The sequence below is a fragment of the Pseudomonas sp. AP3_22 TE3818 genome (genome assembly GCF_053628995.1).
This window is the reverse complement of the sequence record NZ_JBRJHL010000001.1, coordinates 3,897,580-3,922,493: the sequence shown is the minus strand read 5'-3', so window position 1 is coordinate 3,922,493 and position 24,914 is coordinate 3,897,580. Positions and strand designations below refer to the sequence as shown.

23 protein-coding genes and 1 pseudogene are annotated in these 24,914 nt (G+C 61.9%); 11 read left to right on the top strand and 13 right to left on the bottom strand.

Annotation, left to right across the window (positions count from 1 at the left end):
• The first annotated feature begins 2 nt into the window (after positions 1-2).
• Positions 3-764 carry an ArsR/SmtB family transcription factor gene (locus tag AB7M25_RS17655; protein ID WP_429386058.1) on the top strand — a complete coding sequence of 254 codons (762 nt, stop codon included), beginning with the start codon at positions 3-5 and terminating at the stop codon, positions 762-764.
• Between the two features lie 167 nt (positions 765-931).
• Here AB7M25_RS17655 and AB7M25_RS17650 read toward each other — a convergent pair.
• The 5 genes and pseudogenes from AB7M25_RS17650 to AB7M25_RS17630 form a co-directional block, all read right to left on the bottom strand.
• A pseudogene (locus AB7M25_RS17650) lies at positions 932-1,952 on the bottom strand (branched-chain amino acid aminotransferase).
• 248 nt (positions 1,953-2,200) lie between these two features.
• On the bottom strand, positions 2,201-3,583 hold the full coding sequence (lpdA, locus tag AB7M25_RS17645; protein ID WP_454237729.1) for a dihydrolipoyl dehydrogenase: 1,383 nt from the start codon (positions 3,581-3,583) through the stop codon (positions 2,201-2,203).
• Between the two features lie 18 nt (positions 3,584-3,601).
• Positions 3,602-4,873 (bottom strand): dihydrolipoamide acetyltransferase family protein, encoded by a 1,272-nt coding sequence (locus AB7M25_RS17640; RefSeq protein WP_429386063.1) that lies wholly within the window; start codon positions 4,871-4,873, stop codon positions 3,602-3,604.
• Positions 4,874-5,932: an alpha-ketoacid dehydrogenase subunit beta gene (locus AB7M25_RS17635; RefSeq protein ID WP_015095444.1), complete on the bottom strand. Its 1,059-nt coding sequence runs from the start codon at positions 5,930-5,932 to the stop codon at positions 4,874-4,876.
• A gap of 1 nt (position 5,933) precedes the next feature.
• The gene (locus tag AB7M25_RS17630; protein ID WP_007976592.1) at positions 5,934-7,169 is read right to left on the bottom strand and encodes a 3-methyl-2-oxobutanoate dehydrogenase (2-methylpropanoyl-transferring) subunit alpha; all 1,236 of its coding nucleotides are present in this window, start codon (positions 7,167-7,169) and stop codon (positions 5,934-5,936) included.
• Positions 7,170-7,354: 185 nt separating this feature from the next.
• On the opposite strand from AB7M25_RS17630, the gene bkdR reads away from it, so the two are divergent.
• A complete protein-coding gene (gene bkdR / locus AB7M25_RS17625; protein ID WP_095967630.1) occupies positions 7,355-7,843 on the top strand; it encodes a Bkd operon transcriptional regulator BkdR in 489 nt (162 codons plus the stop codon).
• A gap of 209 nt (positions 7,844-8,052) precedes the next feature.
• Here bkdR and AB7M25_RS17620 read toward each other — a convergent pair whose 3' ends face one another.
• Positions 8,053-8,913, bottom strand: coding sequence for a tyrosinase family protein (locus AB7M25_RS17620; protein WP_429386066.1), 861 nt, complete (start codon positions 8,911-8,913; stop codon positions 8,053-8,055).
• Positions 8,914-9,040: 127 nt separating this feature from the next.
• Complete coding sequence (locus tag AB7M25_RS17615) at positions 9,041-9,904, bottom strand: MBL fold metallo-hydrolase (protein WP_429386068.1); 864 nt, start codon at positions 9,902-9,904, stop codon at positions 9,041-9,043.
• 96 nt (positions 9,905-10,000) lie between these two features.
• Between AB7M25_RS17615 and AB7M25_RS17610 the strand changes: the two genes are divergently transcribed.
• The 6 genes from AB7M25_RS17610 (at position 10,001) to nahK (ending at position 17,914) form a co-directional block, all read left to right on the top strand.
• The gene (locus AB7M25_RS17610) at positions 10,001-10,342 is read left to right on the top strand and encodes an ArsR/SmtB family transcription factor (protein ID WP_007976596.1); all 342 of its coding nucleotides are present in this window, start codon (positions 10,001-10,003) and stop codon (positions 10,340-10,342) included.
• Between the two features lie 165 nt (positions 10,343-10,507).
• Complete coding sequence (locus tag AB7M25_RS17605; protein WP_429518869.1) at positions 10,508-11,752, top strand: NAD(P)/FAD-dependent oxidoreductase; 1,245 nt, start codon at positions 10,508-10,510, stop codon at positions 11,750-11,752.
• Between the two features lie 9 nt (positions 11,753-11,761).
• Positions 11,762-12,568 carry a sulfite exporter TauE/SafE family protein gene (locus AB7M25_RS17600; protein ID WP_429386073.1) on the top strand — a complete coding sequence of 269 codons (807 nt, stop codon included), beginning with the start codon at positions 11,762-11,764 and terminating at the stop codon, positions 12,566-12,568.
• Positions 12,569-12,777: 209 nt separating this feature from the next.
• Positions 12,778-13,962: a porin gene (locus tag AB7M25_RS17595; protein ID WP_454237728.1), complete on the top strand. Its 1,185-nt coding sequence runs from the start codon at positions 12,778-12,780 to the stop codon at positions 13,960-13,962.
• Between the two features lie 231 nt (positions 13,963-14,193).
• Positions 14,194-15,351: a nitric oxide-sensing protein NosP gene (nosP, locus tag AB7M25_RS17590; protein WP_102701825.1), complete on the top strand. Its 1,158-nt coding sequence runs from the start codon at positions 14,194-14,196 to the stop codon at positions 15,349-15,351.
• Complete coding sequence (gene nahK, locus AB7M25_RS17585) at positions 15,281-17,914, top strand: hybrid sensor histidine kinase/response regulator NahK/ErcS' (RefSeq protein ID WP_454237727.1); 2,634 nt, start codon at positions 15,281-15,283, stop codon at positions 17,912-17,914. Before nosP ends, nahK begins: the two co-directional genes overlap by 71 nt.
• A 122-nt stretch (positions 17,915-18,036) precedes the next feature.
• Here nahK and AB7M25_RS17580 read toward each other — a convergent pair whose 3' ends face one another.
• The 6 genes from AB7M25_RS17580 to AB7M25_RS17555 form a co-directional block, all read right to left on the bottom strand.
• The gene (locus AB7M25_RS17580; RefSeq protein WP_007976602.1) at positions 18,037-18,702 is read right to left on the bottom strand and encodes a response regulator transcription factor; all 666 of its coding nucleotides are present in this window, start codon (positions 18,700-18,702) and stop codon (positions 18,037-18,039) included.
• A 56-nt stretch (positions 18,703-18,758) separates the two neighbouring features.
• Positions 18,759-19,316, bottom strand: a complete 558-nt coding sequence (locus AB7M25_RS17575) for a PQQ-dependent catabolism-associated CXXCW motif protein (RefSeq protein WP_429386079.1) — start codon at positions 19,314-19,316, stop codon at positions 18,759-18,761.
• 184 nt (positions 19,317-19,500) lie between these two features.
• On the bottom strand, positions 19,501-20,292 hold the full coding sequence (locus tag AB7M25_RS17570) for an ABC transporter permease (protein ID WP_429386080.1): 792 nt from the start codon (positions 20,290-20,292) through the stop codon (positions 19,501-19,503).
• Positions 20,289-21,020 carry an ABC transporter ATP-binding protein gene (locus AB7M25_RS17565; RefSeq protein ID WP_429518864.1) on the bottom strand — a complete coding sequence of 244 codons (732 nt, stop codon included), beginning with the start codon at positions 21,018-21,020 and terminating at the stop codon, positions 20,289-20,291. The genes AB7M25_RS17570 and AB7M25_RS17565 overlap by 4 nt, the downstream gene beginning before the upstream one ends.
• Complete coding sequence (locus AB7M25_RS17560) at positions 21,017-21,976, bottom strand: YVTN family beta-propeller repeat protein (protein ID WP_429386082.1); 960 nt, start codon at positions 21,974-21,976, stop codon at positions 21,017-21,019. Before AB7M25_RS17560 ends, AB7M25_RS17565 begins: the two co-directional genes overlap by 4 nt.
• 30 nt (positions 21,977-22,006) lie before the next feature.
• Positions 22,007-23,191, bottom strand: coding sequence for an ABC transporter substrate-binding protein (locus AB7M25_RS17555; protein WP_429561223.1), 1,185 nt, complete (start codon positions 23,189-23,191; stop codon positions 22,007-22,009).
• A 157-nt stretch (positions 23,192-23,348) separates the two neighbouring features.
• Here AB7M25_RS17555 and AB7M25_RS17550 point away from each other — a divergent pair, with 157 nt between their 5' ends.
• The 3 genes from AB7M25_RS17550 to AB7M25_RS17540 are packed head-to-tail and all read left to right on the top strand — an operon-like array spanning position 23,349 to position 24,910.
• Positions 23,349-23,513 carry a hypothetical protein gene (locus AB7M25_RS17550; RefSeq protein WP_167399490.1) on the top strand — a complete coding sequence of 55 codons (165 nt, stop codon included), beginning with the start codon at positions 23,349-23,351 and terminating at the stop codon, positions 23,511-23,513.
• Positions 23,514-23,569: 56 nt separating this feature from the next.
• Entirely contained in the window at positions 23,570-24,031 is a 462-nt protein-coding gene (gene pedF, locus AB7M25_RS17545) for a cytochrome c-550 PedF (RefSeq protein WP_104447415.1), read from the top strand.
• A 3-nt stretch (positions 24,032-24,034) separates the two neighbouring features.
• Positions 24,035-24,910, top strand: coding sequence for a substrate-binding periplasmic protein (locus AB7M25_RS17540; protein ID WP_429518862.1), 876 nt, complete (start codon positions 24,035-24,037; stop codon positions 24,908-24,910).
• Positions 24,911-24,914 lie beyond the last annotated feature (4 nt).

Sequence of the window (24,914 nt, the reverse complement as noted above, 5' to 3'; positions counted from 1 at the left end):
ATATGAGCGCAGAACAACACGACATGGGTGTCTCGCAGGTGGCGGCGGCCATCGCCGAGCCGGCGCGGACGAAAATCCTCTGTTCGCTGATGGACGGCCATGCCCGCACCAGCACCGAGCTGGCGGCGGTGGCCGAAGTCAGCGCGTCGACCGCCAGTGCCCACCTGGCCAGGCTCAAGGAGCTGGCGCTGGTGCGGCTGCACGTCCAGGGGCGTCACCGCTATTACAGCCTGGCGGACAAACGTGTCGCCCAGGCCCTGGAAGCGCTGATGGTGATCGGCCAGAACACGGCGCCGCGCTTCCAGGCGCGGACCCCGGACCGCCTGCAGTTCGCCCGCACCTGCTACGACCACATGGCGGGCACCCTGGCGGTACTGTTGCATGACCGGATGCTCGAAGCGGGCTGGCTGGAGGAAACCGACGAACAGGCCTATCGCTTGAATGACAGTGGTTCGGCAATGTTTCAGGGGCTTGGGATCGAGGTAGAGGACTTGAGCACCTTGCGCCGTCGTTTTGCCTGTCCGTGCCTGGACTGGAGCATGCGCCGGCCGCATCTGGGCGGGTCGCTAGGCGCAGCGTTGCTGCAAACGGCGCTCAAGCGCCAGTGGGTGACCCAGGATCTGGACAGTCGGGCGTTGGCGTTGACGGCGTTGGGGCGCAAGGAGATGGGCGTCCGTTTTGGTGTCGAGTTGCCCACGGAAATTGAAGGCAGCCGATCGCAGTCTGCGGCGGCCCGGGGGGCATTGCTCAACCCGAACCAGTAGGAGCCGGCTTGCCGGCGATTGGGCCTTCAAGCATGGCGGTGTATGTGAGGACGCCATCGCCGGCAAGCCGGCTCCTACAGGGGCAGGTGGTAGTTTTTGAATTCGGAGCCATGAAAAAGCCCCCCGTCGGTCACCCGATGGGGGGCTTTTGTGCGCCTGGCGTCAGGTCAGACCTTGACGATCCAGCCCGCTGGCGCTTCGATGTCGCCGGTTTGCACACCGGGTCAGCTCTTTGTAGAGCTTCTGGGTGACCGGGCCGACTTCGGTTTCGCTGTGGAACACGTGCAGGTGGTCGTTGTAGTCGATGCCGCCAATCGGCGTGATCACCGCCGCAGTACCGCAAGCACCGGCTTCCTTGAAGTCGGAGAGCTTGTCGATGAACACGTCGCCTTCAACCACTTCCAGACCCAGACGGGTCCTGGCCAGCTCGATCAGCGACAGACGGGTGATGCCCGGCAGTACCGATGGCGAGTTCGGGGTCACGAACTTGTTGTCGTGGGTGATCCCGAAGAAGTTGGCCGAACCGACTTCCTCGATCTTGGTGTGGGTCATCGGATCCAGGTAGATGGCGTCGGCAAAGTGGGCTTTCTTGGCCTTGGAGCCCGGCATCAGGCTGGCGGCGTAGTTGCCACCGACCTTGGCCGCACCGGTGCCTTGTGGCGCGGCGCGGTCGTAGCTGGAAATCTGGAAGTTGTGCGGGGTCAGGCCACCCTTGAAGTAGGCGCCGACCGGGATGCAGAAGATCGAGAAGATGAACTCGGGGGCGGTACGCACGCCGATGTTGTCACCCACGCCGATCACGAACGGGCGCAGGTACAGCGCGCCGCCGGTGCCGTACGGCGGAATGAAACGCTCGTTGGCGCGGACCACGGCCTTGCAGGCTTCGATGAATTGCTCGGTGTCGACTTGCGGCATCAGCAGACGGGCGCAGCTGCGCTGCATGCGCAGGGCGTTCTGGTCCGGGCGGAACAGGTTGATCGAGCCGTCCTTGCAACGATAGGCCTTCATGCCTTCGAAGCATTGCTGGCCATAGTGAAGGGCTGTGGAGCCTTCGCTGATGTGCAGCACGTTATCTTCGGTCAGGGTGCCCTTGTCCCATTCGCCATTGCGAAAGTACGACAGATAGCGCTTGTCGGTCTTGATGTAGTCAAAACCCAGCTTGTCCCAATTGATGCTTTCGTTACCCATGACACCCTCTATCACTTAACAACCGCCGAAACGGTTCAAGGCTTCTGACGTTTTTCCGGATGGGCACAACAATACTTCATTCCGGGCCGATTTCGCAGCCCGCAATGTATTCCTTTGATCGTTCCCGCTTTGCCTCGTAACGATTACATCCCTGTAGGAGCCGGCTTGCCGGCGATGGCGGCGAACCTGATCCACCGCGTTGCATTGATCGCCAGCAAGCCGGCTCCTACAGGATGTGCGTAGAGTGTTTACAGATGCAGCGCGTGGCCCAGAGCCCGTAATGCCGCTTCCTGCACCGCCTCACCAAGCGTCGGATGCGCATGGATGGTGCCGCCGATGTCTTCCAGCCGCGCGCCCATCTCCAGGCTTTGCGCGAACGCCGTGGACAATTCGGACACGCCAACCCCCACCGCCTGCCAGCCGACAATCACATGATTGTCCCGACGGGCGACCACACGCACGAAGCCGCTTTTCGACTCCAGAGTCATCGCCCGGCCATTGGCGGCGAACGGGAAGCTCGACACGATACAGTCCAGACCTGCAGTCCTGGCCTCGTCCGGGGTCTTGCCGACCACCACCAGTTCCGGGTCGGTGAAGCACACGGCGGCGATGGCGGTCGGGTTGAACTCGCGGGATTTACCGCTGATCAGCTCGGCGACCATCTCGCCCTGGGCCATGGCCCGGTGCGCGAGCATCGGTTCGCCGCTCAGGTCGCCGATGGCATAGACGTTGCGCATGCTGGTCTGGCAACGGTTGTCGATCTTGATCGACGAACCGTTCATGTCCAGGTTCAGCGCTTCGAGGTTCCAGCCCTGGGTGTTCGGCTTGCGACCGACGGCCACCAGCACCTGGTCGGTTTCCAGGTTCAGGGTCGCGCCGTTCGGGGCCAATACTTGTAATGTATTTTCTTTTAAATCAAAGCCTTGCACGCTGTGCTTCAAGTAAAGCTTTACGCCGAGTTTTCTCAGTTCGTCGTGCACAGGCTGTGTCAGTTCGGCGTCGTAGGCCGGCAGGATGCGCTCCTGCGCTTCCACCACGCTGACCTCGACACCGAGCTTGCGATAGGCAATGCCCAGCTCCAGGCCGATGTAGCCACCGCCGACCACAATCAAGCGCTTGGGCATGGATGTCGGCGCCAGGGCTTCGGTGGACGAGATGATCGGCCCGCCAATCGGCAACATCGGCAAGTTGACGCTTTTCGAACCGGTGGCCAGCACCAGGTGTTCGCACTGGATGCGTGTGTCGCCGACCTCGACGGTTTTACCGTCAACCACTCTGGCCCAGCCTTGAACGACCTGGACCTTGTTCTTTTTCAGCAGCGCGGCAACGCCGGTGGTCAGGCGATCGACGATGCCGTCTTTCCATTCGACGCTCTTGGTGATGTCGAGGGTCGGCGCTGAAACGCTGATGCCCAGGGCCGAAAGCCGATGGTGCTGCTGCGTCTGATGAAACTGCTCGGCGACGTGAATCAATGCCTTGGACGGGATGCAGCCGATGTTCAGGCAGGTGCCGCCCAGGGATTGGCCTTCCACCAGGATAGTCGGGATGCCCAGCTGGCCGGCACGGATCGCCGTCACATAACCGCCGGGACCGCCGCCGATGATCAGCAGCGTGGTATTCAGGGTCTGCATGACTTTCTCCACAAATGCTTAATCGACAAAGAGCGTGGCGGGTTGTTCGAGCAAGCCACGAATGGCCTGGATGAAGAGCGCCGCGTCCATGCCGTCGACCACGCGGTGATCGAAGGAGCTGGAGAGGTTCATCATCTTGCGGACCACGATCTGGCCTTTGATCACCATCGGCCGTTCGACGATCTTGTTCACGCCGACAATCGCCACTTCCGGCAGGTTCAGCACCGGCGTGCTGACGATGCCGCCCAGGGCGCCGAGGCTGGTCAGGGTGATGCTCGAGCCGGACAGCTCATCGCGGCTGGCCTTGCCGTTGCGCGCGGCGCTGGCCAAGCGCGAGATTTCCGCTGCGCTGTCCCACAGGCTGCGGGCTTCGGCGTGACGTACCACCGGCACCATCAGGCCAATATCGGCTTGCGTGGCAATGCCGACGTGCACGGCGCCAAGGCGGGTGATGACCTGTGCCTCATCGTCATAACGGGCGTTGATCTGCGGGAAGTCGCGCAAGGCGACGACCATGGCGCGGACCAGGAACGGCAGCAAGGTCAGCTTGCCGCGAGTCGCACCGTGTTTTTCGTTGAGGTGCGCGCGCAGCTCTTCCACGGCGGTGACGTCGATTTCTTCGACGTAGCTGAAGTGGGCGGCGCGCTGGGTGGCGTCCTGCATGCGCTGGGCGATCTTGCGGCGCATGCCGATCACCGGGATCTGCTGTTCATCGGTGCGCTGGATGTAAGCGCTGCTGACCGTCGATGCATTCGACTCACCCTGAGCCAGGTAGGCGTCCAGGTCTTCATGCAGCACGCGACCGGCCGGGCCGCTGCCACGCACCAGGCGCAGCTGAATGCCCAGGTCCAGCGCATGCTTGCGCACGGCCGGGGAGGCCAGCGGACGTTCATCGGCCGCGCGAGCCACCATCGGGCCCTGGCAGACAGCCGCTTTCGGCGCTGGGGCAGCGACCGGTTTGCTTTCAACCACGGCTTCGACTTTCGGTGCGACCACCGGGGCTTCTTTAATGGGAGCCGGTTGCGCCGACTCCTTAACGTTGCCTGCGCCTTCGACTTCAATGCTGATCAGCACACTGCCAACCGCCATGACTTCGCCCGGCTGGCCACCGAGGGCAATCACCTTGCCATGCACCGGCGACGGGATATCGACCATCGCCTTGTCGGTCATGACATCGGCCAGCACCTGATCTTCGACGACCATGTCGCCGACCTTGACGTGCCAGACCGACAATTCAACTTCTGCAATGCCTTCACCAATGTCCGGCATTTTAATGACGTGCGTGCCCATTCAGACCTCCATGACCCGTTTCAACGCCGCGCCCACTCGGGACGGCCCTGGGAAATACGCCCACTCTTGCGCGTGCGGGTAAGGGGTATCCCAACCGGTGACGCGTTCGATCGGCGCTTCCAGGTGGTGGAAGCAATGCTCTTGCACCAGCGACACCAGTTCGGCACCAAAGCCGCAGGTACGGGTCGCTTCGTGCACCACCACGCAACGGCCGGTCTTTTTCACCGATTTGACGATGGTTTCAAGGTCCAGCGGCCACAGGCTGCGCAGGTCGATGACTTCGGCGTCAACGCCGCTTTCTTCAGCAGCGACTTGCGAGACGTACACGGTGGTGCCGTAGGTCAGCACGGTGACGTCCTTGCCCGGACGGGTGATCGCAGCGACGTCCAGCGGCACGGTGTAGTAACCGTCCGGCACTTGCGCGGCAGGGTGTTTCGACCACGGGGTTACCGGGCGGTCGTGGTGACCGTCGAACGGGCCGTTATACAGGCGTTTCGGCTCGAGGAAGATCACCGGGTCATCGTTTTCGATGGAGGCGATCAACAGGCCCTTGGCGTCGTACGGGTTGGACGGCATCACCGTGCGCAAACCGCAGACCTGGGTGAACATCGCCTCGATGCTCTGGCTGTGGGTCTGGCCGCCGTAGATGCCACCGCCGCAAGGCATGCGCAGGGTCATCGGTGCGGTGAACTCGCCTGCCGAGCGATAACGCAGGCGGGCGGCTTCGGAAATGATCTGGTCGGAAGCCGGGTAGACGTAGTCGGCGAACTGGATCTCGGCCACCGGACGCAGGCCGTAGGCGCCCATGCCCACGGCGACACCGACGATGCCGCTTTCGGAAATCGGCGCGTCGAACACCCGGGAGGTGCCGTATTTGTTCTGCAGGCCTTCGGTGCAGCGGAACACGCCGCCGAAGTAGCCCACGTCCTGGCCGAAGACCACGACGTTGTCGTCACGTTCAAGCATCACATCCATGGCCGAGCGCAGGGCCTGGATCATGGTCATGGTGGTCGTGGTCATGGCGGTTTCCAGCTCGATATTGTTGTTGTGATCGTTCATGTCAGATCCCCAACTCTTGACGCTGGCGCTTCAGGTGCTCCGGCATCTCTTTGTAGACGTCTTCGAACATGGTCGCAGCGCTTGGAATCTGGCCGCCGGCGAGGGTGCCGTACTGTTCGGCTTCTTTCTGTGCGGCGATCACTTGGGCTTCCAGTTCGGCGCTGACCGCGGCGTGTTCCTCTTCGGACCACTGGCCGACCTTGATCAGGTGCTGCTTGAGGCGCGCAATCGGATCGCCGAGCGGGAAGTGGCTCCAGTCATCGGCAGGGCGGTATTTCGACGGATCATCGGAGGTCGAGTGCGGGCCAGCGCGGTAGGTGACCCATTCGATCATGGTCGGGCCGAGGCCGCGGCGCGCACGTTCGGCGGCCCAGGCGGAGGCGGCGTACACGGCGTAGAAATCGTTGCCGTCGACCCGCAGGGAGGCAATGCCGCAACCGACGCCGCGACCGGCGAAGGTGGTGGCTTCACCACCGGCGATCGCCTGGAAGGTGGAGATCGCCCACTGGTTGTTGACCACGTTGAGGATCACCGGCGCGCGGTACACGTGGGCGAAGGTCAGGGCGGTGTGGAAGTCCGACTCGGCGGTGGCGCCGTCGCCGATCCAGGCCGAGGCGATTTTGGTGTCGCCCTTGATCGCCGAGGCCATGCCCCAGCCCACGCCCTGGATGAACTGGGTGGCGAGGTTGCCGGAGATGGTGAAGAAACCGGACTCCTTGACCGAGTACATGATCGGCAATTGCCGGCCCTTGAGCGGATCGCGCTCGTTGGACAGCAGCTGGCAGATCAGGTCGACCAGCGGCACGTCGCGGGCCATCAGGATGCTTTGCTGGCGGTAGGTCGGGAAGCACATGTCGTCGATGTTCAAGGCCAGGGCCTGGGCGCTGCCGATGGCTTCTTCGCCGAGGCTCTGCATGTAGAACGACATCTTTTTCTGACGCTGGGCGACCACCATGCGGTTGTCGTAGATGCGGGTCTTGAGCATGGCGCGCATGCCCTTGCGCAGGATCTCCACCGGCACGTTTTCGGCCCACGGCCCAAGGGCATTGCCCTGATCGTCGAGCACGCGGATCAGGCCACGGGCCAGGTCAGCCGTGTCAGCCGGTTCAACGTCGATTGGGGGTTTGCGCACCGTGCCGGCATCGGTCAGATGCAGGTAGGAGAAGTCGGTTTTACAGCCGGGACGGCCCGAGGGTTCGGGGACGTGCAGGCGCAGCGGTTCATACGCTTGGGTCATGGCTTCTACGCTCGATCTTGTGAATTTCTTGTAGTGAGCTGACAGATTTCGTTCGGTAGAAGAAATCTTGTCCTACAACAATCATAGGCCCGCCCAAGAAGAATATTTCTCTCTGTTTCGTTGCGCCAAAGATCATTTGCAGATAAAAAACCTGCATAAACAAAAAAAACAGGTGGTTTTGTCTCATGCGCAAACTGGACCGTACCGACATCGGCATTCTCAACAGCCTTCAGGAGAATGCGCGCATCACCAACGCCGACCTCGCACGTTCGGTGAACCTCTCGCCGACGCCGTGTTTCAACCGGGTCAAGGCCATGGAAGAACTGGGGGTGATCCGCGAGCAAGTGACGCTGCTCGATGCCGACCTGCTGGGGTTGCACGTGAACGTGTTCATTCACGTCAGCCTGGAGAAGCAGGTGGAGGAGGCGTTGCAGCATTTCGAAGAAGCGATTTCCGACCGCCCCGAAGTGATGGAGTGCTACCTGATGGCCGGCGACCCGGACTACCTGATCCGGGTGCTGGTGCCTACCATCCAGTCGCTGGAGCGTTTCATGATGGATTTCCTGACCAAGGTGCCCGGGGTGGCGAACATTCGATCGAGCTTTGCCCTCAAGCAGGTGAGGTACAAAACCGCGCTGCCGCTGCCGGCCAATGGCCTGACGTTGGGCACCTGAAAATCAAGGATCGCGCTGTGTAGGAGCTGCCGAAGGCTGCGATCTTTTGATCTTCAGGGAGCCACCTTTCCCCAGAATCAAGAGATCGCAGCCTGCGGCAGCTCCTACAGGGTCAGAGCTGATTGATGGGGATTTTCCGTGTGGTACAAAACCGCGCTGCCGTTGTCGGTCAGTGGGTTGACGCTGGGAGGATGACCCACGGAACTCGGTTAGAAATACTCATATCGATAGTCAAGACCTTCCGTGCTCAGGGTCTGTTCAACGGTAAAGTGTTGCGGCCACGGGGCAGGCTCGTTGTCAGGATTAAAAACCAGCGTTGATTCGAACAGTTCATTAAACATGTCCGGCCGGCCCGAGTATGGAGGTGTCGTTGGGTGTTGACGTCTCCACCGCTCCCACAGGAGATCGAGGTAGCAATGATGCAGGAAAAACAGGGGGTCGTTAGGAGAAGAGGCGGTTGTCATGTCTCCACCGATCCAGGAATGCACGGGATTGTGCAAGTCATTTTCCGATGAGCTTTCCCATCCGCCTGTCGGTTCCTGGTAAAGAGGATTTTTGAGTGTCGAGGTAACTGCCTCAATGGTCGGTAAAAAGGCTGTGCCCGCCAGGTTACGTCGCAGTCCAGGGTTGCCCGTCTCCCCGTCCCACACCCTGATGTCGAATCGACCGTTTGCCATGGCAAACGGCCCAAAGGTGACACGGGCGTCTTGCGCCGGATCGCCATCTCCTCCCATGAAATGCGAAGTGAATGGGTTGTCTGTTCCGCCGAGCTGCCAGTTCCAGTAGGGCAGGGTGATGCCAGGGTTACTGGTTGCAGCTTGCATCGCCAACTCGAACTGACGGAGGAATATTCGATGCCAGGGATAGAAGAGTGGGCTGCCGTGGGGGTTGGGATCAAGAGGAGTTCCCGCGCCCATGGAGTTTTTATGTATTTGAACAAAGTCATCGTAGCGGCTTTGGCGGCCAGGACGAAGGACGCTGCCGACGTCGTTTTTCAGACTCAACACCGCCTCGATAAAATCAGCTTTTTGCTGTGGCGTCATGTCACGGTGGTTGCGGCGGATATCCATATTGCAAAATCTCCATTGGTTGTTTGCCCAATGAAGTCTGATTATCTGATGAGAAATATTCCACTTCACCCCTATCGCCAGGGCATGTAGGCAAAGTCTTTTGTGCCAAACCGTTCGGTGCCTTTTCTTATAGGGTGTTTAGCGGGATTTTCAGATAGACCACGCCGTTTTCCTCCGCCGGGGGTAAATTCCCCGCCCTCACGTTCACCTGAATCGCCGGTAGCAGCAGTGTTGGCATGCCCAACCCGGTATCGCGTTTGGTGCGCATGTCGACAAAGGCCTTTTCGTCGATGCCGTCTCGTACGTGGATATTGCTTTTGCGCTGTTCACCCACGGTAGTCATGCATTGGGAGGAGCGTCCCTCGGGCGGATAGTCGTGGCAGACGTACAGGCGCACGCTGGCGGGGAAGGCCAGCAGCTTGCGGATCGAGGCAAACATCTGGTTGGCATTGCCACCGGGGAAATCACAACGGGCAGAGCCGACATCGGGCATGAACATCGTATCGCCTACCAGAATCACATCTGCGTCGATCAGGTAGGCCATGTCCGCCGGCGTATGGCCGGGCACGTGCAGGGCGGTCGCCTTGAGGTTGCCGATCATGAACGATTCGTCGGGGGCGAACAGGTGATCGAATTGCGAACCGTCGACGCGAAATGATGGCTCCAGATTGAACAGCGCCTTGAACACGTCCTGCACCTTGCTGATCGACTCGCCGATGGCGATTTTGCCGCCCAGTTGCTCGCGCAGATAGGGCGCGGCGGACAGGTGATCGGCGTGGGCGTGGGTTTCCAGCAGCCATTGCACTTGCAGTGTGTGGGCGCGGACGAAGGCGATGATTTTATCAGCCTGGGTGGTCGCGGTACGCCCGGCCGCACCGTCGTAGTCGAGCACGGGGTCGACAATCGCACACTGCCCGCCATCAGCCTCGTAGACCACGTAGCTGTAGGTCGAGGAGGCGGGGTCGAGGAAAGCTTCAATCAGTGCGGGCATGGACACGAACCTGTGCAGGGGTGGAAAAGTCAGTTGCAACACTTTATATAAAAACATAATGTTCGCAGCTTAAGTGACGTTGAAGGCATCCTGCAAATGCAATCCAGTCTGACCGAATGTGAAGTCGCCCAACTGCGCGCCTCGGCCTCCAAGGCTTGCGCGCTGCTCAAGGCCCTGGCCAATGAGGATCGCCTGTTGATCCTGTGCCAGCTGACCCAGGGCGAGCGCAACGTAGGCGAGCTGGAAAAAATGACCGGCGTGCGCCAACCGACCCTGTCCCAGCAACTGGGGATCCTGCGCGATGAAGGACTGGTCGCGACCCGTCGTGAAGGCAAGTACATTTTTTACGGTCTCGCCAGTCACGAGGTGATCCAGGTGATGAAAACCCTCTCCGGGCTGTATTGCGGGGCGGTGCTTAAAAGCTGGGTTCAACCTTGATCTTGTTCAACACACCGAACCTGTGGGAGCGGGCTTGCTCGCGAAAGCGGTGTGTCAGCCAACGTTTATGTCTACTGACACACCGCTTTCGCGAGCAAGCCCGCTCCCACAGTTGTTTTGTGTCGCGGCTGATAGAAAACTTGCGTGCAGCAAAAGGAACAAGCAATGAACGATCAACACTGGGGCCCATCCATCAGTGCAGATATCGTGGTGATCGGCGGCGGCACGGCGGGCATAGGCCTTGTCGCCAGCCTGCTCAAGCGTAGCCCGCAGCTGAACATCACCCTGATCGAACCCGACTCCCGGCACTACTATCAACCGGCCTGGACGCTGGTCGGCGGTGGCGCCTACAACGTGGAAAACACCGTGCGGCCGATGGCGTCGGTGATGCCGCGCGGGGTCAATTGGGTGCAGGCTGCCGTGACCGGTATCGACCCCGACCATTGCCGGCTCATCCTCAGCGACGCGCGCACGGTCAGCTATCAGAACCTGGTGGTCTGCCCCGGTCTGCGCCTGGCCTGGGAGAAAATCGAAGGCCTGGAGCAGACCCTCGGTCAGCACGGCGTGACCTCCAACTACAGCTACCGGCACGCGACCTACACCTGGGATCAGGTGCAGAAACTGCGCGGCGGCAAGGTGCTGTTCACCCAGCCGGCCATGCCGATCAAATGTGCGGGAGCGCCTCAAAAAGCGCTGTACCTGTCCTGTGATCACTGGAACAGGAGCGGTGTGCTGAACAACATCGATGTCGAGTTCAATCTCGCAGGCGCTGCGTTGTTCGGCGTGGCGACCTTTGTCCCGCCGCTGATGAAGTACATCGAGAAGTACAACGCCCGGCTGGCATTCAATTCGAATCTGGTCAAGGTCGACGGCCCGGCGAAAACCGCGTGGTTCGAGGTCAAGGACGCCGAGGGCACTGTCACCCGCCAGGCAAAAACCTTTGATTTGCTGCATGTCGTGCCACCTCAGGTGGCCCCGGAGTTCGTCGCCCAGAGTCCGTTGGCCGACGCCGCCGGCTGGTGCGAGGTCAATCCGCAAAGCTTGCAACATCCGCGTTATCCAGACGTCTTCGCACTGGGTGATATCTGCGGCACCACCAATGCAAAAACCGCCGCTGCGGTGCGCAAGCAGATAGTGGTGGTGGCCGAAAACCTGCTGGCCTTGCGCAAGCAACAACCACTGCCGCTGAAGTACGACGGCTATGGCTCCTGTCCGCTGACGGTGGAGAAGGGCAAGGTGATCCTTGCCGAGTTCGGTTATGCGGGCAAATTGCTGCCGACCTTTCCCCTTGACCCGACGACGCCGCGCCGCTCGGCGTGGTGGCTCAAGGCAACGCTGCTACCGTGGTTCTATTGGAACGGTATGCTCAAGGGTCGCGAGTGGCTGACGCGTCTGTCCCGGGTCGACTGAGAATTCCCTATGTTGCTGGCAAGTCTGTTTGGCGTGGTGATGGGGTTGGTATTGGGTTTGACTGGCGCGGGCGGCGGGATTCTCGCGGTGCCGGCCCTGGTATTGGGATTGGGCTGGAGCATGACCCAGGCCGCTCCGGTGGCGTTGTTTGCGGTGGGCAGTGCGGCGGCAGTCGGCGCCATCGATGGATTGCGCCATGGCCTGGTGCGGTATCGCGCGGCGTTGCTGATCGCCGCGCTCGGTGCGGTGTTTTCGCCGGTGGGCATCTACTTCGCCCATCAGTTGCCGGAAAAAATCCTGATGATCCTGTTCAGCCTGCTGATGGTCATGGTGGCCTGGCGAATGTTGCGCCGTGAACGCAAGGACGAAGGCCCGAGCGACCACGGGCATGCCAACTGGGGCCAGAAAAACTGCATGCTCGATCAACAGACCGGGCGTTTTTCCTGGACCGCCAAATGCACCGCGACCCTCGCCGCGCTCGGAGCGGTCACGGGTGTGGTCTCGGGATTGCTCGGGGTGGGTGGCGGCTTCCTGATCGTCCCGGCGTTCAAGCAACTGACCGATGTGCAGATGCGCGGGATCATCGCTACTTCGCTGATGGTGATCAGCCTGATTTCGGCCATCGGCGTGATCGGCGCGTTTCATGCCGGCGTGCGCATCGACAGTGTGGGTGCCACCTTCATTGGCGCTAGCATCATCGGCATGATCATCGGCCGCAAGCTCTGCGCCCGGGTGCCGGCGCGGGCGTTGCAGGTCGGCTTTGCCAGTGTCTGCGTGGTGGTCGCCGCCTACATGTTGCTCAAGGCCAACGCCTAGCCGGTACCGGTTCCTGTGGATGCCAGTCGGGTCCACAGGCCTACGCCCTAAGTGGCGAGCCTCGCCGACGAGCGGTCTTACGCCATAGCGGTCACGCGCCGCCAGCCAATCCAAAGCACCTCAAAACCAGCCCCAAGGCAGCGTATGGCGCCGCCCGTCAGGTTTCGATAATCGCCTCCGACACTCAGTCCCCCGTTTCGGAGCGCGCCATGCACAACAATAAGAACGTCACGCATCGTTTTCTGCCAGCCTTTATCGCCAGCCTGTCTGCCCTGGGCCTGAGCCAGGTGGCTGAGGCGGATATCATGCTGTACGACAAGGACCAGACCACGTTCTCCACCGACGGCTACATCAACGCCTTCTACGTAAACAGCGATGTCGACCGCGCCGGCGATCAGTACGACCGTCGGCAGTCACGGGTCAAGATGGGCTTTTTGCCCAACTACCTGGGGTTCAACATGGGCAAGCAGGTAGACGATCTCAAGCTCGGCGCCCGTGCCTCGTTCTGGGTCACCATCAACGACAGCCAAACCAACGGCACTGACACTGCCATCGATGTGCGGCAGTTCTTCGGCACCGTGGCCAACCCGGAGTGGGGCGAGGTGCTGATCGGCAAGGACTTCGGCTTGTTCGCCCGTTCCAACATCCTGCTCGACGAAATGCTCGCCGGTTACGGCCAGGTCAGCGATACGTTGGGGCTGGTGGATGGCGGCGGGGTGTCGTTCGGCAACATCGGCACCGGCTACCCGTATCCGTTCCCGACCTCGCAGATCACCTATCGCACCCCAGTGATGGACGGTCTGCGCGTGGCGGTCGGCATCATGGACCCGGTGGACACCAACGACAGCAGCCCGACGGGCAAGGCCTATCAGGAAAACCCGCGTACCGAGAGTGAAGTCACCTATCAGTTCGACCTGGCGGGGGCCAAGATCTACAGCTGGGTCAACGGCAGCTACCAGACCTCGGACAACACCGACTCGACGGTCGAGACCGTTACCTCCAAGGGCGTCGGTTATGGCGTGCAGGCGAAGATGGGCGGCTTGTCCCTCACCGGGTCCGGTTTCCAGGCCAGGGGCATCAACCCGTTTTTCACCAACAATGCCGGCGAGCCGACCCTGCGCAACGTCGACAGCGATGGCTACCTGATGCAGGGCTCCTACAAACTGGGCAAGAACCGCCTGGCCTTGTCCTACGGCAAGACCAATGACGACGGCAACGGCGTGGTCGGCAGCGGTGCGGACTACGAGACCCGCGGCATCGCGTTGTTCCATGACGTGAACGACAACCTCAAGCTGGTGGCCGAATACAACCAGTTCGAAATCAACGGCCATGACACCGATGAGCAGAACGAAGACACCGACACCTTTGCCGTGGGCGCGGTGCTGACCTGGTAGCAGGCTGGAATACAAATAATTGTGGGAGCGAGCTTGCTCGCGATGGCTGAGTGTCAGGCGACATGGATGTTGGCTGTGATGGCCCCATCGCGAGCAAGCTCGCTCCCACAGGTATGAGCTTTATCTGTCTCATCCCATCGAAGCGGCTACCCGCTACCCAAGTAGCATTCGTCGCACCCCACAGACTTCGTACACTCGTGCCTCATACACACGCACCTGCGGGAGGTAAGGATGCAGCAGAGCGAAGGCGTCGTCAGTGCAATGTCCCAGGCCACCGATGCCCGGCAGGTCGCGCAGGAACTGGCACGACAGTTGTTGCATCCGCACCTGGGGTTCGTGCTGTTCTTCTGTTCCGCCGAATACGACTTGCAGGCGCTGGGCCAGGCCTTGCAGCAAAGCTTCGGCGGCATTCGCCTGGCGGGTTGCACCAGCGCCGGGGAAATCACCCCGCTGGGCTATGGGCGCAATTGCGTGACGGCGGTGGGTTTCGACCACCGGCACTTTTCCATCTCGATCGAGCTGATCGACCAGATGGAGCACTTCAGCCTGATCGACGCCCAGCAAATGGTCGAGCGCCTGGTCAGTGGCTGTCGCAGCAACACCCTGGCCCCGATCAAGGGCAACAGCTTTGCCCTGACCCTGCTCGATGGCCTGTCCAGCCGCGAAGAAATGGTCCTGGCAGCCTTGAGTGCGGCCTTGGGCGACATTCCGCATTTCGGCGGCTCGGCCGGCGACGATAACTACCTGACCCATACCCATGTGTACTTCGATGGCGAGTTCCACAGCGGCGCGGCCGTGGTGGTGCTGGTCAATACCTGGCTGGATTTCGAAGTGTTCACCACCCACCACGTGCTGCCCCGCGCCGAAAAGCTGGTGGTCACCGGGGCCGACAGCACCTTGCGCCGGGTCTTCGAACTCAATGCCGAGCCGGCTGCCGAGGAGTACGCCCGGCACATCGGCGTGCCGGTGGCGCAGCTCGATCATCGGGTCTTCGCCGCGCACCCGTTGGCGGTGCGGATCAACCAGCAGTACTACGTGCGGGCCATCCAGCAGGTGCATCCGGACCTGAGCCTGAGTTTCTACTGCGCCGTGGAAAACGGCATCGTCCTCACCGCCATGACCCCGGGGCCGATGCTGCCGAACCTGCAGCGCCTGTTCGAGGGGTTGCAGGAGCGCCTGGGTGATTTGCTGCTGACCATCGGTTGCGACTGTTTCCTGCGGCGTCTGGAACTCGAAGACGACGGCAGCCTTGATCAGATCGGCAGTTTTTTGCGCGAGCAACGGGTGATGGGTTTCAACACCTACGGAGAACAGTTCAATGGCATGCACATCAACCAGACCTTCACCGGCGTTGCCATTGCCCGCGGCCGTGCCCCAGGACATCGCTGAGCTACAGGCCGAGTTGGCCGTGCTGCGCCTGGAGAACCATAAACTGCAGCGCATCAATGCCGCGCTGATCGAACGGGTCGAGTCAGGGGGAACCCGCGGCAACGATCCGTATGCGGCATTCCAGCATTCGGTGGTGCTGGCCGAGCAAGTGCGCGAACGCACCGATGCCCTGAACCAGGCCATGGCCGAACTCAAGGCCGGTAATCATTTGCTCAGCGAAGCCCGCCTGCGCGCGGAAACGGCGCACCAACACCTGATCGATGCCATCGAAAGCATTTCCGACGCCTTCGTGCTGTTCGACGCCGACCAGCGCATTGTGCTGTTCAACAGTCGCTTCAAGGCGTTCTGGAGCAACAGCCGGGTGCGGATCAACGCTGGCATGCGCCTGACCGAGGTCAAGCGGCTGATGATGAACAACGCCCTGTTCACCGAAGAGCCGCGCGGGCATGCCGACGAAAACCTGCTTTACCGCCTGCAGAACGGGCGCTGGCTGCAAGTCAGCGAGCGGCCGACCCAGGAAGGTGGGCGGGTGATCCTGTTCACCGACATTACCGACGTCAAACTCAGCGAAACCGTACGCCGTGAGCAGGCGGTGGCGCAGAAGTCGCATCTGTTGCAACGGGCGGTCGACAACCTGTCCCAAGGGGTGGCGATGGTCAGCGCCGAGGGCATCCTGGAGTTGTGGAACCGGCGTTTCCTGGAGTTGAGCGGCCTGGCGCCGGTGGCGGCCCATCGCCCGTTTGCCGAAGTGATCGCCGACAGCGAGCTGAACCTGCTGACCCCGGCCAGCCGCGATGGCAACGGACGACCGGTGCGTGAATGCGAGCAGCGCCTGTACGATGGCCGGGTCCTGGAAATCCGCACCCATCCGTTGCCCACCGGGGGTTTCGTCAACACCTTCACCGACATTACCGAGCGCTACCAGCACGCCGAGGCACTGAGTGAAAGCGAACACTGGATTCGCCTGATCACCGATCATGTCCCGGCATTGATTGCCTACCTCAATGCCGACCTGGTCTACGAGTTCACCAACAAGGTCTACGAAGAGTGGTACTGCTGGCCTCGCGGCGTGATGCTCGGCCAGAGCCTGCGCGAAGTGCACAGCGAACAGCATTACCAGCGGCTGGAGCCCTACGTGGCCAGGGCACTGGCCGGTGAGAGCGTAACGTTCGAGTTCGCCGAAACCAACGTCAACAACCAGGAGCGCTACATGCTGCGCTCTTATGTGCCCAACCGTCTGGCCAGTGGCGAGGTGGTGGGAATCTTCGTGCTGATCCGCGACATCACCGAACGCCGCCGCACTGCCGAGGCGCTGCATCAGGCGTATCAGAACCTGGAGCTGCGGGTACGCGAGCGCACGGCGGAATTGACCACCCTCAACGATCAGCTGCTGCGCGAGATCGATGAGCGTCGCCTGGTCGAGTCACGCTTGCGCGAGGCCAAGCAGGAAGCCGAGCAGGCCAACCTGTCGAAGACCAAGTTCCTCGCCGCCGTCAGCCATGACCTGCTGCAACCGTTGAATGCCGCGCGCCTGTTTACCAGTGCCTTGCTGGAACGGCGCGAGCCGATGTCCAGCGAGACGCTGGTGCGCAACGTGAGCAATTCCCTGGAAGACGTGGAGAACCTGCTCGGCACCCTGGTGGATATTTCCAAGCTCGATGCGGGGGTGATCAAGGCCGACATTGCGCCGTTCGCCCTCTGTGAACTGCTGGACAACCTGGCCGCCGAATACACCCAGGTGGCGCGCAGTGAAGGCCTGCAATTGCACTTCATCGGCTGTTCGGCGCTGGTGCGCAGTGACATCCAGCTGCTGGCGCGGATCTTGCGCAACCTGTTGAGCAATGCGATTCGCTATACCTACAGTGGTCGCGTGGTGCTCGGTTGCCGGCGGCATCATCAGTGCCTGACGATCGAGGTCTGGGACAGCGGCATGGGCATTGCCGAGCATCGCCTGGAGGAGATTTTCCAGGAGTTCAAGCGCGGCGATGTGCAGCGACCCGATCAGGATCGCGGTTTGGGCCTGGGCCTGGCCATCGTAGAGAAGATTGCCGGCATCCTCGGGCACCCCATTCATGTGCGCTCGTGGCCGGGTCGGGGTTCGATGTTCTCGGTCGAAGTGCCCTTGAGCGCCACCGCGCCGAAGCCGCCGCCCGCGTTGCAGATGAGCGAGCCGATGCTCGAGCGCCTGCGGGGGGCCCGGATATGGGTGCTGGACAACGACGCGACCATCTGTGCCGGCATGCGCACCTTGCTGGAGGGGTGGGGGTGTCGGGTGGTGACGGCGTTGTCGGAGGAGGACCTGGCGCGGCAAGTGGACAACTACCACGCCGAGGTCGACTTGCTGATCGCCGATTACCACCTGGACAACGATCAGAACGGTGTCGACGCTGTGGCGCGCATCAATGCCCGGCGCGCATCACCGGTCCCGGCGATGATGATCACGGCCAACTACAGCAATGAACTCAAGCAGCAGATCCGCGAACTGGGCCATACCCTGATGCACAAGCCGGTGCGGCCGATGAAGCTGAAGACGGCGATGAGTCATTTGCTCGCAAGGCCATGAGCCTGTCGGTGTTTGTGAGGGCCTCATCGCTGGCAAGCCAGCTCCCACAGTGGATGTGTGCTGTTCACAAAACCCTGTGGGAGCTGGCTTGCCAGCGATGGAAGCGACACGGTCTTGCTGACTCAACGCCGCAAATAAGACCCGAAATCAATATCCCCGGCACTCAGGATCGCCTGCACCCGGTTGTGCACGTTGAGCTTGCGCAGGATCGCCGAGACGTGGGCCTTGACCGTGGTCTCGGCGATTTCCAGGGTGTAGGCGATCTGCTTGTTCGATTCGCCCTTGGTCATGCGTTCCAGTACCTGCAGTTGCTTGCGGGTCAGGGCCTGGAGCAGTTCGGGCGGGAAGCTCGGGGTGTCGTTCATCCGCCGGTGGGTGCTGCTTTTGGCGGTGCGGATGATGTCGGGGGGCAGGTAGACATTGCCATTGAGAATCTGCTGGATGGCATCGGTCATCTGGGCACGGGGTGAAGACTTGGTGATGAAACCCACCGCGCCGTAGGTGATGGCCTGCAGCACGATCTGTTTGTCCTGTTCGGCGGAGACAATCACCACCGGAATGGTCGGCGCTTCGTTACGCAGGTTGATCAGGCCATTGAGCCCGTGCATGCCGGGCATGTTCAGGTCGAGCAGGATCAGGTCCAGGTCATCGTGTTCCTGGGTCAGGGCCAGGGCGCTGTCCAGGTCGGCGGTTTCCATCACTTCGCTGCCGGCAAAACCGTCGCTGATGACGTTGTGGATGGCTTCGCGAAACAGCGGGTGATCGTCGGCAATCAGGATTTTGTACATGGCCTTTCACCTCATTATTTTGATTATGGTGTGGCATCAACACGCACGCGTAAAGCTCAGGGAAAGGGTTCGGGCCTGGCTGGCGAAACCGGCAGCCTGGCCGCTTGCCAGGCGTCCAGACCATCGCGATACCAATACAGGGTCTTATAGCCCATGGTGGCTGCGCGCCTGACCGCATTCCAGCTCAACCAGCAGTCGGCGCGGCAATAGAAGACCAGCGGTTGCGTCGGGTCGCCGGCGGTCAGTTTTTTCAGGTTGGCGGCGAAATAGTCCTGCCATTGCGGCGTCAGCTCACCGTCACCGGTATTGGCCAGCCAATGGCTGCCGGGCAGGTTTTCATGGGGTTGGTCTTCGATGAATTGCCCTTGCAGCCACTGCCGGCGGTAGACATCGATCAGCACCGGGCGCGGGGTTTGGCCGAGCAGGGCTTGCAGGGCGGGGGTATCGACGATGGTTGCGCCTTGCAGCTGGTCGGGCGTCGGGCTGCGGTACAGGCCGATGCGATAGCCGTCGCTGGAGAACAGCGCGGTGTCGGCCTGCGCGGTGCTCAGCAGCAGGCCCAGCGACAGGGCGGCGAGAGTAGGGCGCAACAGGCAACGTCGGGCACGCGGCATGGGGTCAGTCCTTATAGTTATGGACCTATTACATGCCAGTCGGGGGACGTTGGGAATGCGACGATAGACAGGGAAAACCAGTACTAAAGTAGGAGCCGGCTTGCTGGCGAACCAGGCTACGCGGTGCAATTGATACGCCGCATCGTCTGGATCGCCGGCAAGCCGGCTCCTACAGTGGGGGGTGTCAGTTGGATTTACGCAAGGCCGCATGCTGCGGGTTGAAGGTCAGTACGGCGAGCAACGCAAACAGCAGCGTCAGCCCCGTGCACACCGCCAGCGCCAGCGGATTGAAGCGTTCATACAGGGCAAAACGCACCAGTTCCACCGCATGGGTGAACGGATTCACCGCGCACAGCCAGTACAACCCTGCGCTGGCTTCGCGCATCTTCCACAGCGGATACAGCGCCGATGACAGGAAAAACAGCGGGAAGATCACGAAATTCATCACCCCGGCAAAGTTCTCCAGCTGGCGGATCGCGTTCGACAGCAACAGGCCCAGTGCGCTGAGCATCAACGCCACCAGCAGCAGGGCCGGCAACGCCAGCAACAGGCCCATGGCCGGTGGCTGCACGCCGTAGACCCAGGCAATCGCCAGGAACGCATACACCTGCAGCAGCGAAATCAATGACGTGGCCAGCAGCTTGCTGCACAGCAGGAAGGTACGCGGCAGGGGGCTGGTCAGCAGCACGCGCATGCTGCCCATCTCACGGTCGTAGACCATCGACAGAGACCCCTGCATGCCATTGAACAGCAGGATCATGCAGGCCAGGCCGGGAATGATGTAGACCTCGTAGGGGATGTAGGTGTCGTAGGGCTCGATGATCGCGATCCCCAGCGCCGCGCGAAAACCCGCGGCGAACACCAGCAACCACAGCAGCGGCCGCACCAGGGCGCTGAGAAATCGGGTGCGTTGCAGCACAAAGCGCAGCCATTCGCGCAGCACGATACCGCTAAAGCATTGCCAGTAAGCGTTCATTGGGCAGCTCCCGATGTAGTCAGGCGGGTGAAGGCCGAGCCGAGGTCTGCGCCGTGTTCCAGGCTCAGGGCATCGGCCTGCCCACTGGCCACCAGCCGGCCTTGATGCAGAATCAGCAAGCCATCGCTGGGCTGCACTTCGTCGAGCAGGTGGGTGGTCCAGAGCACGCTGATGTGCTCCTCGCGACACAGGCTGCGGATGTGCCGGTTGAGCGCCAGGCGACTCGCCGGGTCGAGGCCGACACTGGCTTCATCGAGCAGCAGCAGGCGTGGCTCATGCAACAGGGCGCGGGCAATTTCCACCCGGCGACGATGGCCGCCATTGAGTTCGCGCACCCGTTCGCGGCGGCGGTCGGTCAGGGCCTGGCGGGCCAGTTCGGCGTCGACCCGAAGGTCGGTCTGACGCCGGGACAGGCCATGCAATGCGGCGTGATAACGCAGGTTCTGCTCGACGCTGAGGTCCAGGTCCAGGGTGCTTTGCTGGAACACCACGCCCAACTGCCTGAGTGCCGGGCGTGCCGCGCTGCGCAATGAATTGCCACCGACGCGGATCTCGCCTTGCTGCAGATCATAGAGCCGGGTCAGCAGGGCAATCAGGGTCGACTTGCCGGCGCCGTTGGGTCCCAGCAGCGCGGTGAAACGCCCGGGCTCCAGGCTGAAACTGACCTTGCGCAAGGCCTCCCGGGCGCCGTAGGCAAAGCTCAGGTCGCTGACTTCAAGGGCGTTCATGGCGTCACCACCACGCCCCAGGGATAGCGCCCGACCTTCACCGATTTGCTGACCTTGAGGCTGTCGACATCGATCACCGAGACATCGCCGCTGACGCCGTTGGTGGCCAGCAACTGCTTCTGATCCGGGGTGAACGCCATCTGCCAGACCCGTCGACCCACCAACAGGTAATCGAGTATCTCGTAAGTCCTGGCATCGATCACCGCCACATGATTGGCCGGGCCCAGTGCGACAAAACCGTATTTGCCATCGGCGCTGAGCTTGATGCCGACCGGCTGGACCTTGTCCGGGTGCACGCCCTTGATCTGGAAGTTCAGGGTCTTGAGCACGGTGCGGCTGGCTACATCGAGAATGGTCACGGTGCCGCCGATTTCCGCCGAGGCCCAGAGTTTCGCGCCATCGGGGGAGAACTCGACGAAGCGCGGACGCTGATCCACCAGGGTGCTGTCGGCCAGGGTCTGGGTGCTGGTGTCGATCCAGTGCAGCATGTTGGTGGTTTCGCTGGTGTTGACCGCCCACTGGCCGTCAGGGCTGACGGCCATGCCCTCGGGCTCGACGCCGACATCGATCTGGCCGAGTACCTTGGAGGTCTCGGTGTCGATCACCGTCACCAGCGCATCGTCTTCGTTGGAGACGTACAGCCAGCGGTTGTTCGGGTGCAGGGCGAATTGCTCGGGGTCTTTGCCCGAGGGCAGTTCCTTGATGATCTTGCGTGTGGCCACGTCCATCACCTGGACCCGGTCCGAGTCGCTGGCGCAGATGTACAACAGCTTGTTGTCATGGGACAGCAGCAGGCCGCGGGGGCGCTGGCCGACGGGCAGGGTGTCGGTGACTTGCAGGGTCTGCAGGTCGATCAGGCTCAGGCTGTTGTCCTTTTCGTTGGAGACCCAGGCAGTGCTGGCAACGGCATGGCCAGCGGCGAGCAGCAAGGTGCACGAGAGCAGGGTGCGGCGCATGGCGGATTCCTTGTTGTTGTGATGTTCGGATCAGGGAAAGCGGCAGCTGACTTCGGGTTTGTCGTAGCCCAGGCTGTCCATTTCGTTGAACGGGTGCAGAAAGCCGTCCTGGGGTGAGGTGCTGACCAGCGCCCGTGGCTGGACGATGGGGATCGGCTGGCGCAACTGGCCGTTCCACGGCCGGTAACTGAGCTTGCGACCCTTGAAACCGTCGAGGGGCAACTGGTCGCTGATTTCAAGCGTACGGATCGCCATCGGCTCGGCCTGGCGCAATTTGCTCACGGCGCTGGCGACACTGCGCACGGCCATCCAGGCGGCGAAATCGCGGTCATTCATCCAGCGTCCGGTCAGGGCTTCGAAGCGTTTTTGCAGCTGCGCGGCGCCGTAGGTTTCCACGGTCTTGTGCCAGCCCACCGGGGTCAGGCCCTGGGTGCCGGCGACCGGGCGTGGGTACCAGGTCTGGTAGGGCACGTATTCACCGAAATCGCCGCGTTCATCGGCCACCAGTACCACGTCGTACTCGGCGGTCTGGGTGAACAGCGGCATGTCGGCCTGGGCGCTGCGGCGTTGGTCGTTATCGAAGCTCCAGGTTTTTTCCGCCACCAGTTGCAAGCCGAAACGTTTGGCCCCGCGGCGCAGGGCGGCGGCATAGGCTTGATCGTCCGGCGTCGGGCCGACAATCAGCAGCGCCCGCTGCCATTTGCGCGACACCAGAAACTGCGCCAGCGCATCGGCGAGCATCGCCCGGCTCGGCAAGGTGTGCAGCACGTTCGGCAGGCAATCGGTGGTGCGCAGGCTGTCATCGGCACTGCCGGCGTTGAACAGCAAACTGTCGGGCAGTGCCGCACTCAATTGGCGCAGGCTGGTCGCGGGGGCATTCACCACAAACAGGCGCAGGCCTTGTTCGTGCTGAGCTTTCGCCGCTTCGAGCAAGGCTTCGGGGCTGTCGACGCTGGCGCTGACCAGGCTGTAGCCGTGGTTGAGAAAACGCCCGGTGCTGTTGCTGTCGGTGATCGCCAGTTCGGCGCCGCGCAGCCCGGCATCGGTGGGTTCGGGAATGACGTTGGACAGCAACGGGCCGGGGTCGGGGCGATAACCCAGGTAGCCGATCCGCACCTGCAAGGGGGCATCGGCGGCCTGGCTTTGGGTGGCCAGGCCGGCGGCGCAGGCAATCGCCAGCAGGTAGATCAGGGCGTAAGGGGCAAGCTGGCGCATAAGGCTCTCCATGACCGTTAGCGCCAGCATAGGAAGCCTTTGGTGCAGTGAACATATGCAGAAAGTACCGAAGGGCCAGTACCAAGGTAGTAACTCGCCACGCGCGGCGCGGTTCTAGCATGGGTAGCCACGGCCATTGATCTGGAGGGGATTGACCATGCGTATCGTCAAAGCACTGCTCCTGCCGTTTCTGCTGATCCTGACCCTGATCGGCGTCGACCGGCTCCAGGGCCCGCGTCCGGTGTCCAACGATCGCCTTACGACCAAGGGAGTAGGTGGCGACCACCAAAGCAGCATGGGGTCTGGGCGCAGGGCTTTCTAAGATGGCTGCCATAGCCTCTGCCAAGAGGTTTTGCGTGCAATCCAGAGGGCATGACAATGACAACAAAATGCAACGCCTTGCTCGTGACCGGGCTATTGGCCAGTTTGATCAGCGCAGGTTCCGTCTGGGCCCACGGCAACGTGGTCCCACAAGCCGTGGCCACCCCGGGGCTGACCCCGATCAAGGAAGCCGGTGTGCAACTCGATGCCGATGGCTGGGCCGCGGTGAACCCGTATCGCACCGCCCCGGAACACGACAAGGCAGTGGAAATCGGTGCCTCGGCCTACACCCAGAATTGCGCGGCCTGCCATGGCCTGGAAGCCAAGTCCGGGGGCATCGCCCCTGATTTGCGCATGCTCGATGTCGGCGAGGCGGGCGATGAATGGTTCGCCGAACGGGTGCGCCATGGCGCGGTGCGCGACGGTCGCGTGTACATGCCGAAGATGGCCGACTACCTGAGCCAGGAAGCCCTGTGGGCGGTGCGCACTTACCTGGACACTGTGCACGTCGAGGAGTGACCCATGCGCCTGTTCGCGGTGTTGATCAGCGCTCTGTGGCTGTGCTGCCAGGCGGCGCAGGCGCAGGTTCGCAACTACGACGAAATGATCGCCGCCGGGGAGCTGAAGGTGGCGGTCTACCAGGACTTCGCCCCCTACAGCTTTGAGCGCGCCGGCAAGCCCCAGGGTGTCGATGTCGAGCTGGCCGAAGCCCTGGCCAAGGCGCTCGGCGTGCGCCTGACGCTGATCTGGGCGCCGGCCGGGGAAAAGCTCGACGACGACCTGCGCGATTACATCTGGCGCGCCAGTGCCTTGCACAACCAGCAACTGGCCGACCTGATGATGCGCGTGCCCTACGACCATGACTACGCGCAGAAGCGCAACGAACTCGGTGAGCTGGTCAACGGCCATGTGGTGATGTTCGGTCCGTACCAGAACGAACAATGGCAGGTGGCCTATGACCGCCGAAGGCTGGACAAGGTCGCCAGCGTCGCGGTGTTCGAGCAGCACCCGATTGGCGTCGAAGTCGACAGCGTGCCGTCGTTCTACCTGACCTCGGTGTTCAACGGCATGCTCGCCGGCAAGACCCATCACTATCCGGGCGTGCCCCAGGCGTTTGCCGCGATGAAGGCCGGCGAGGTCGACGCGGTGATGGCCATGCGCGGCGAAATCGACTGGCAAGTGCACGAAGCGGCCGACCCGCAGCTGGCGCTGGCAGAAAACGCTTACCCGAACATGGGCAAGCAGCTCTGGGAAATCGGCATGGCGGTGCACGAAAGCAACCGGCAACTGGCCTATGCCGTGGAAGAGGCGCTCGAAGGCCTGATCCGCGAGGGCGCGGTGAAGACCATCTACGGCCATTACGGCCTGCAGTACGACGTGCCCGAGATGTATCAATAAGGAG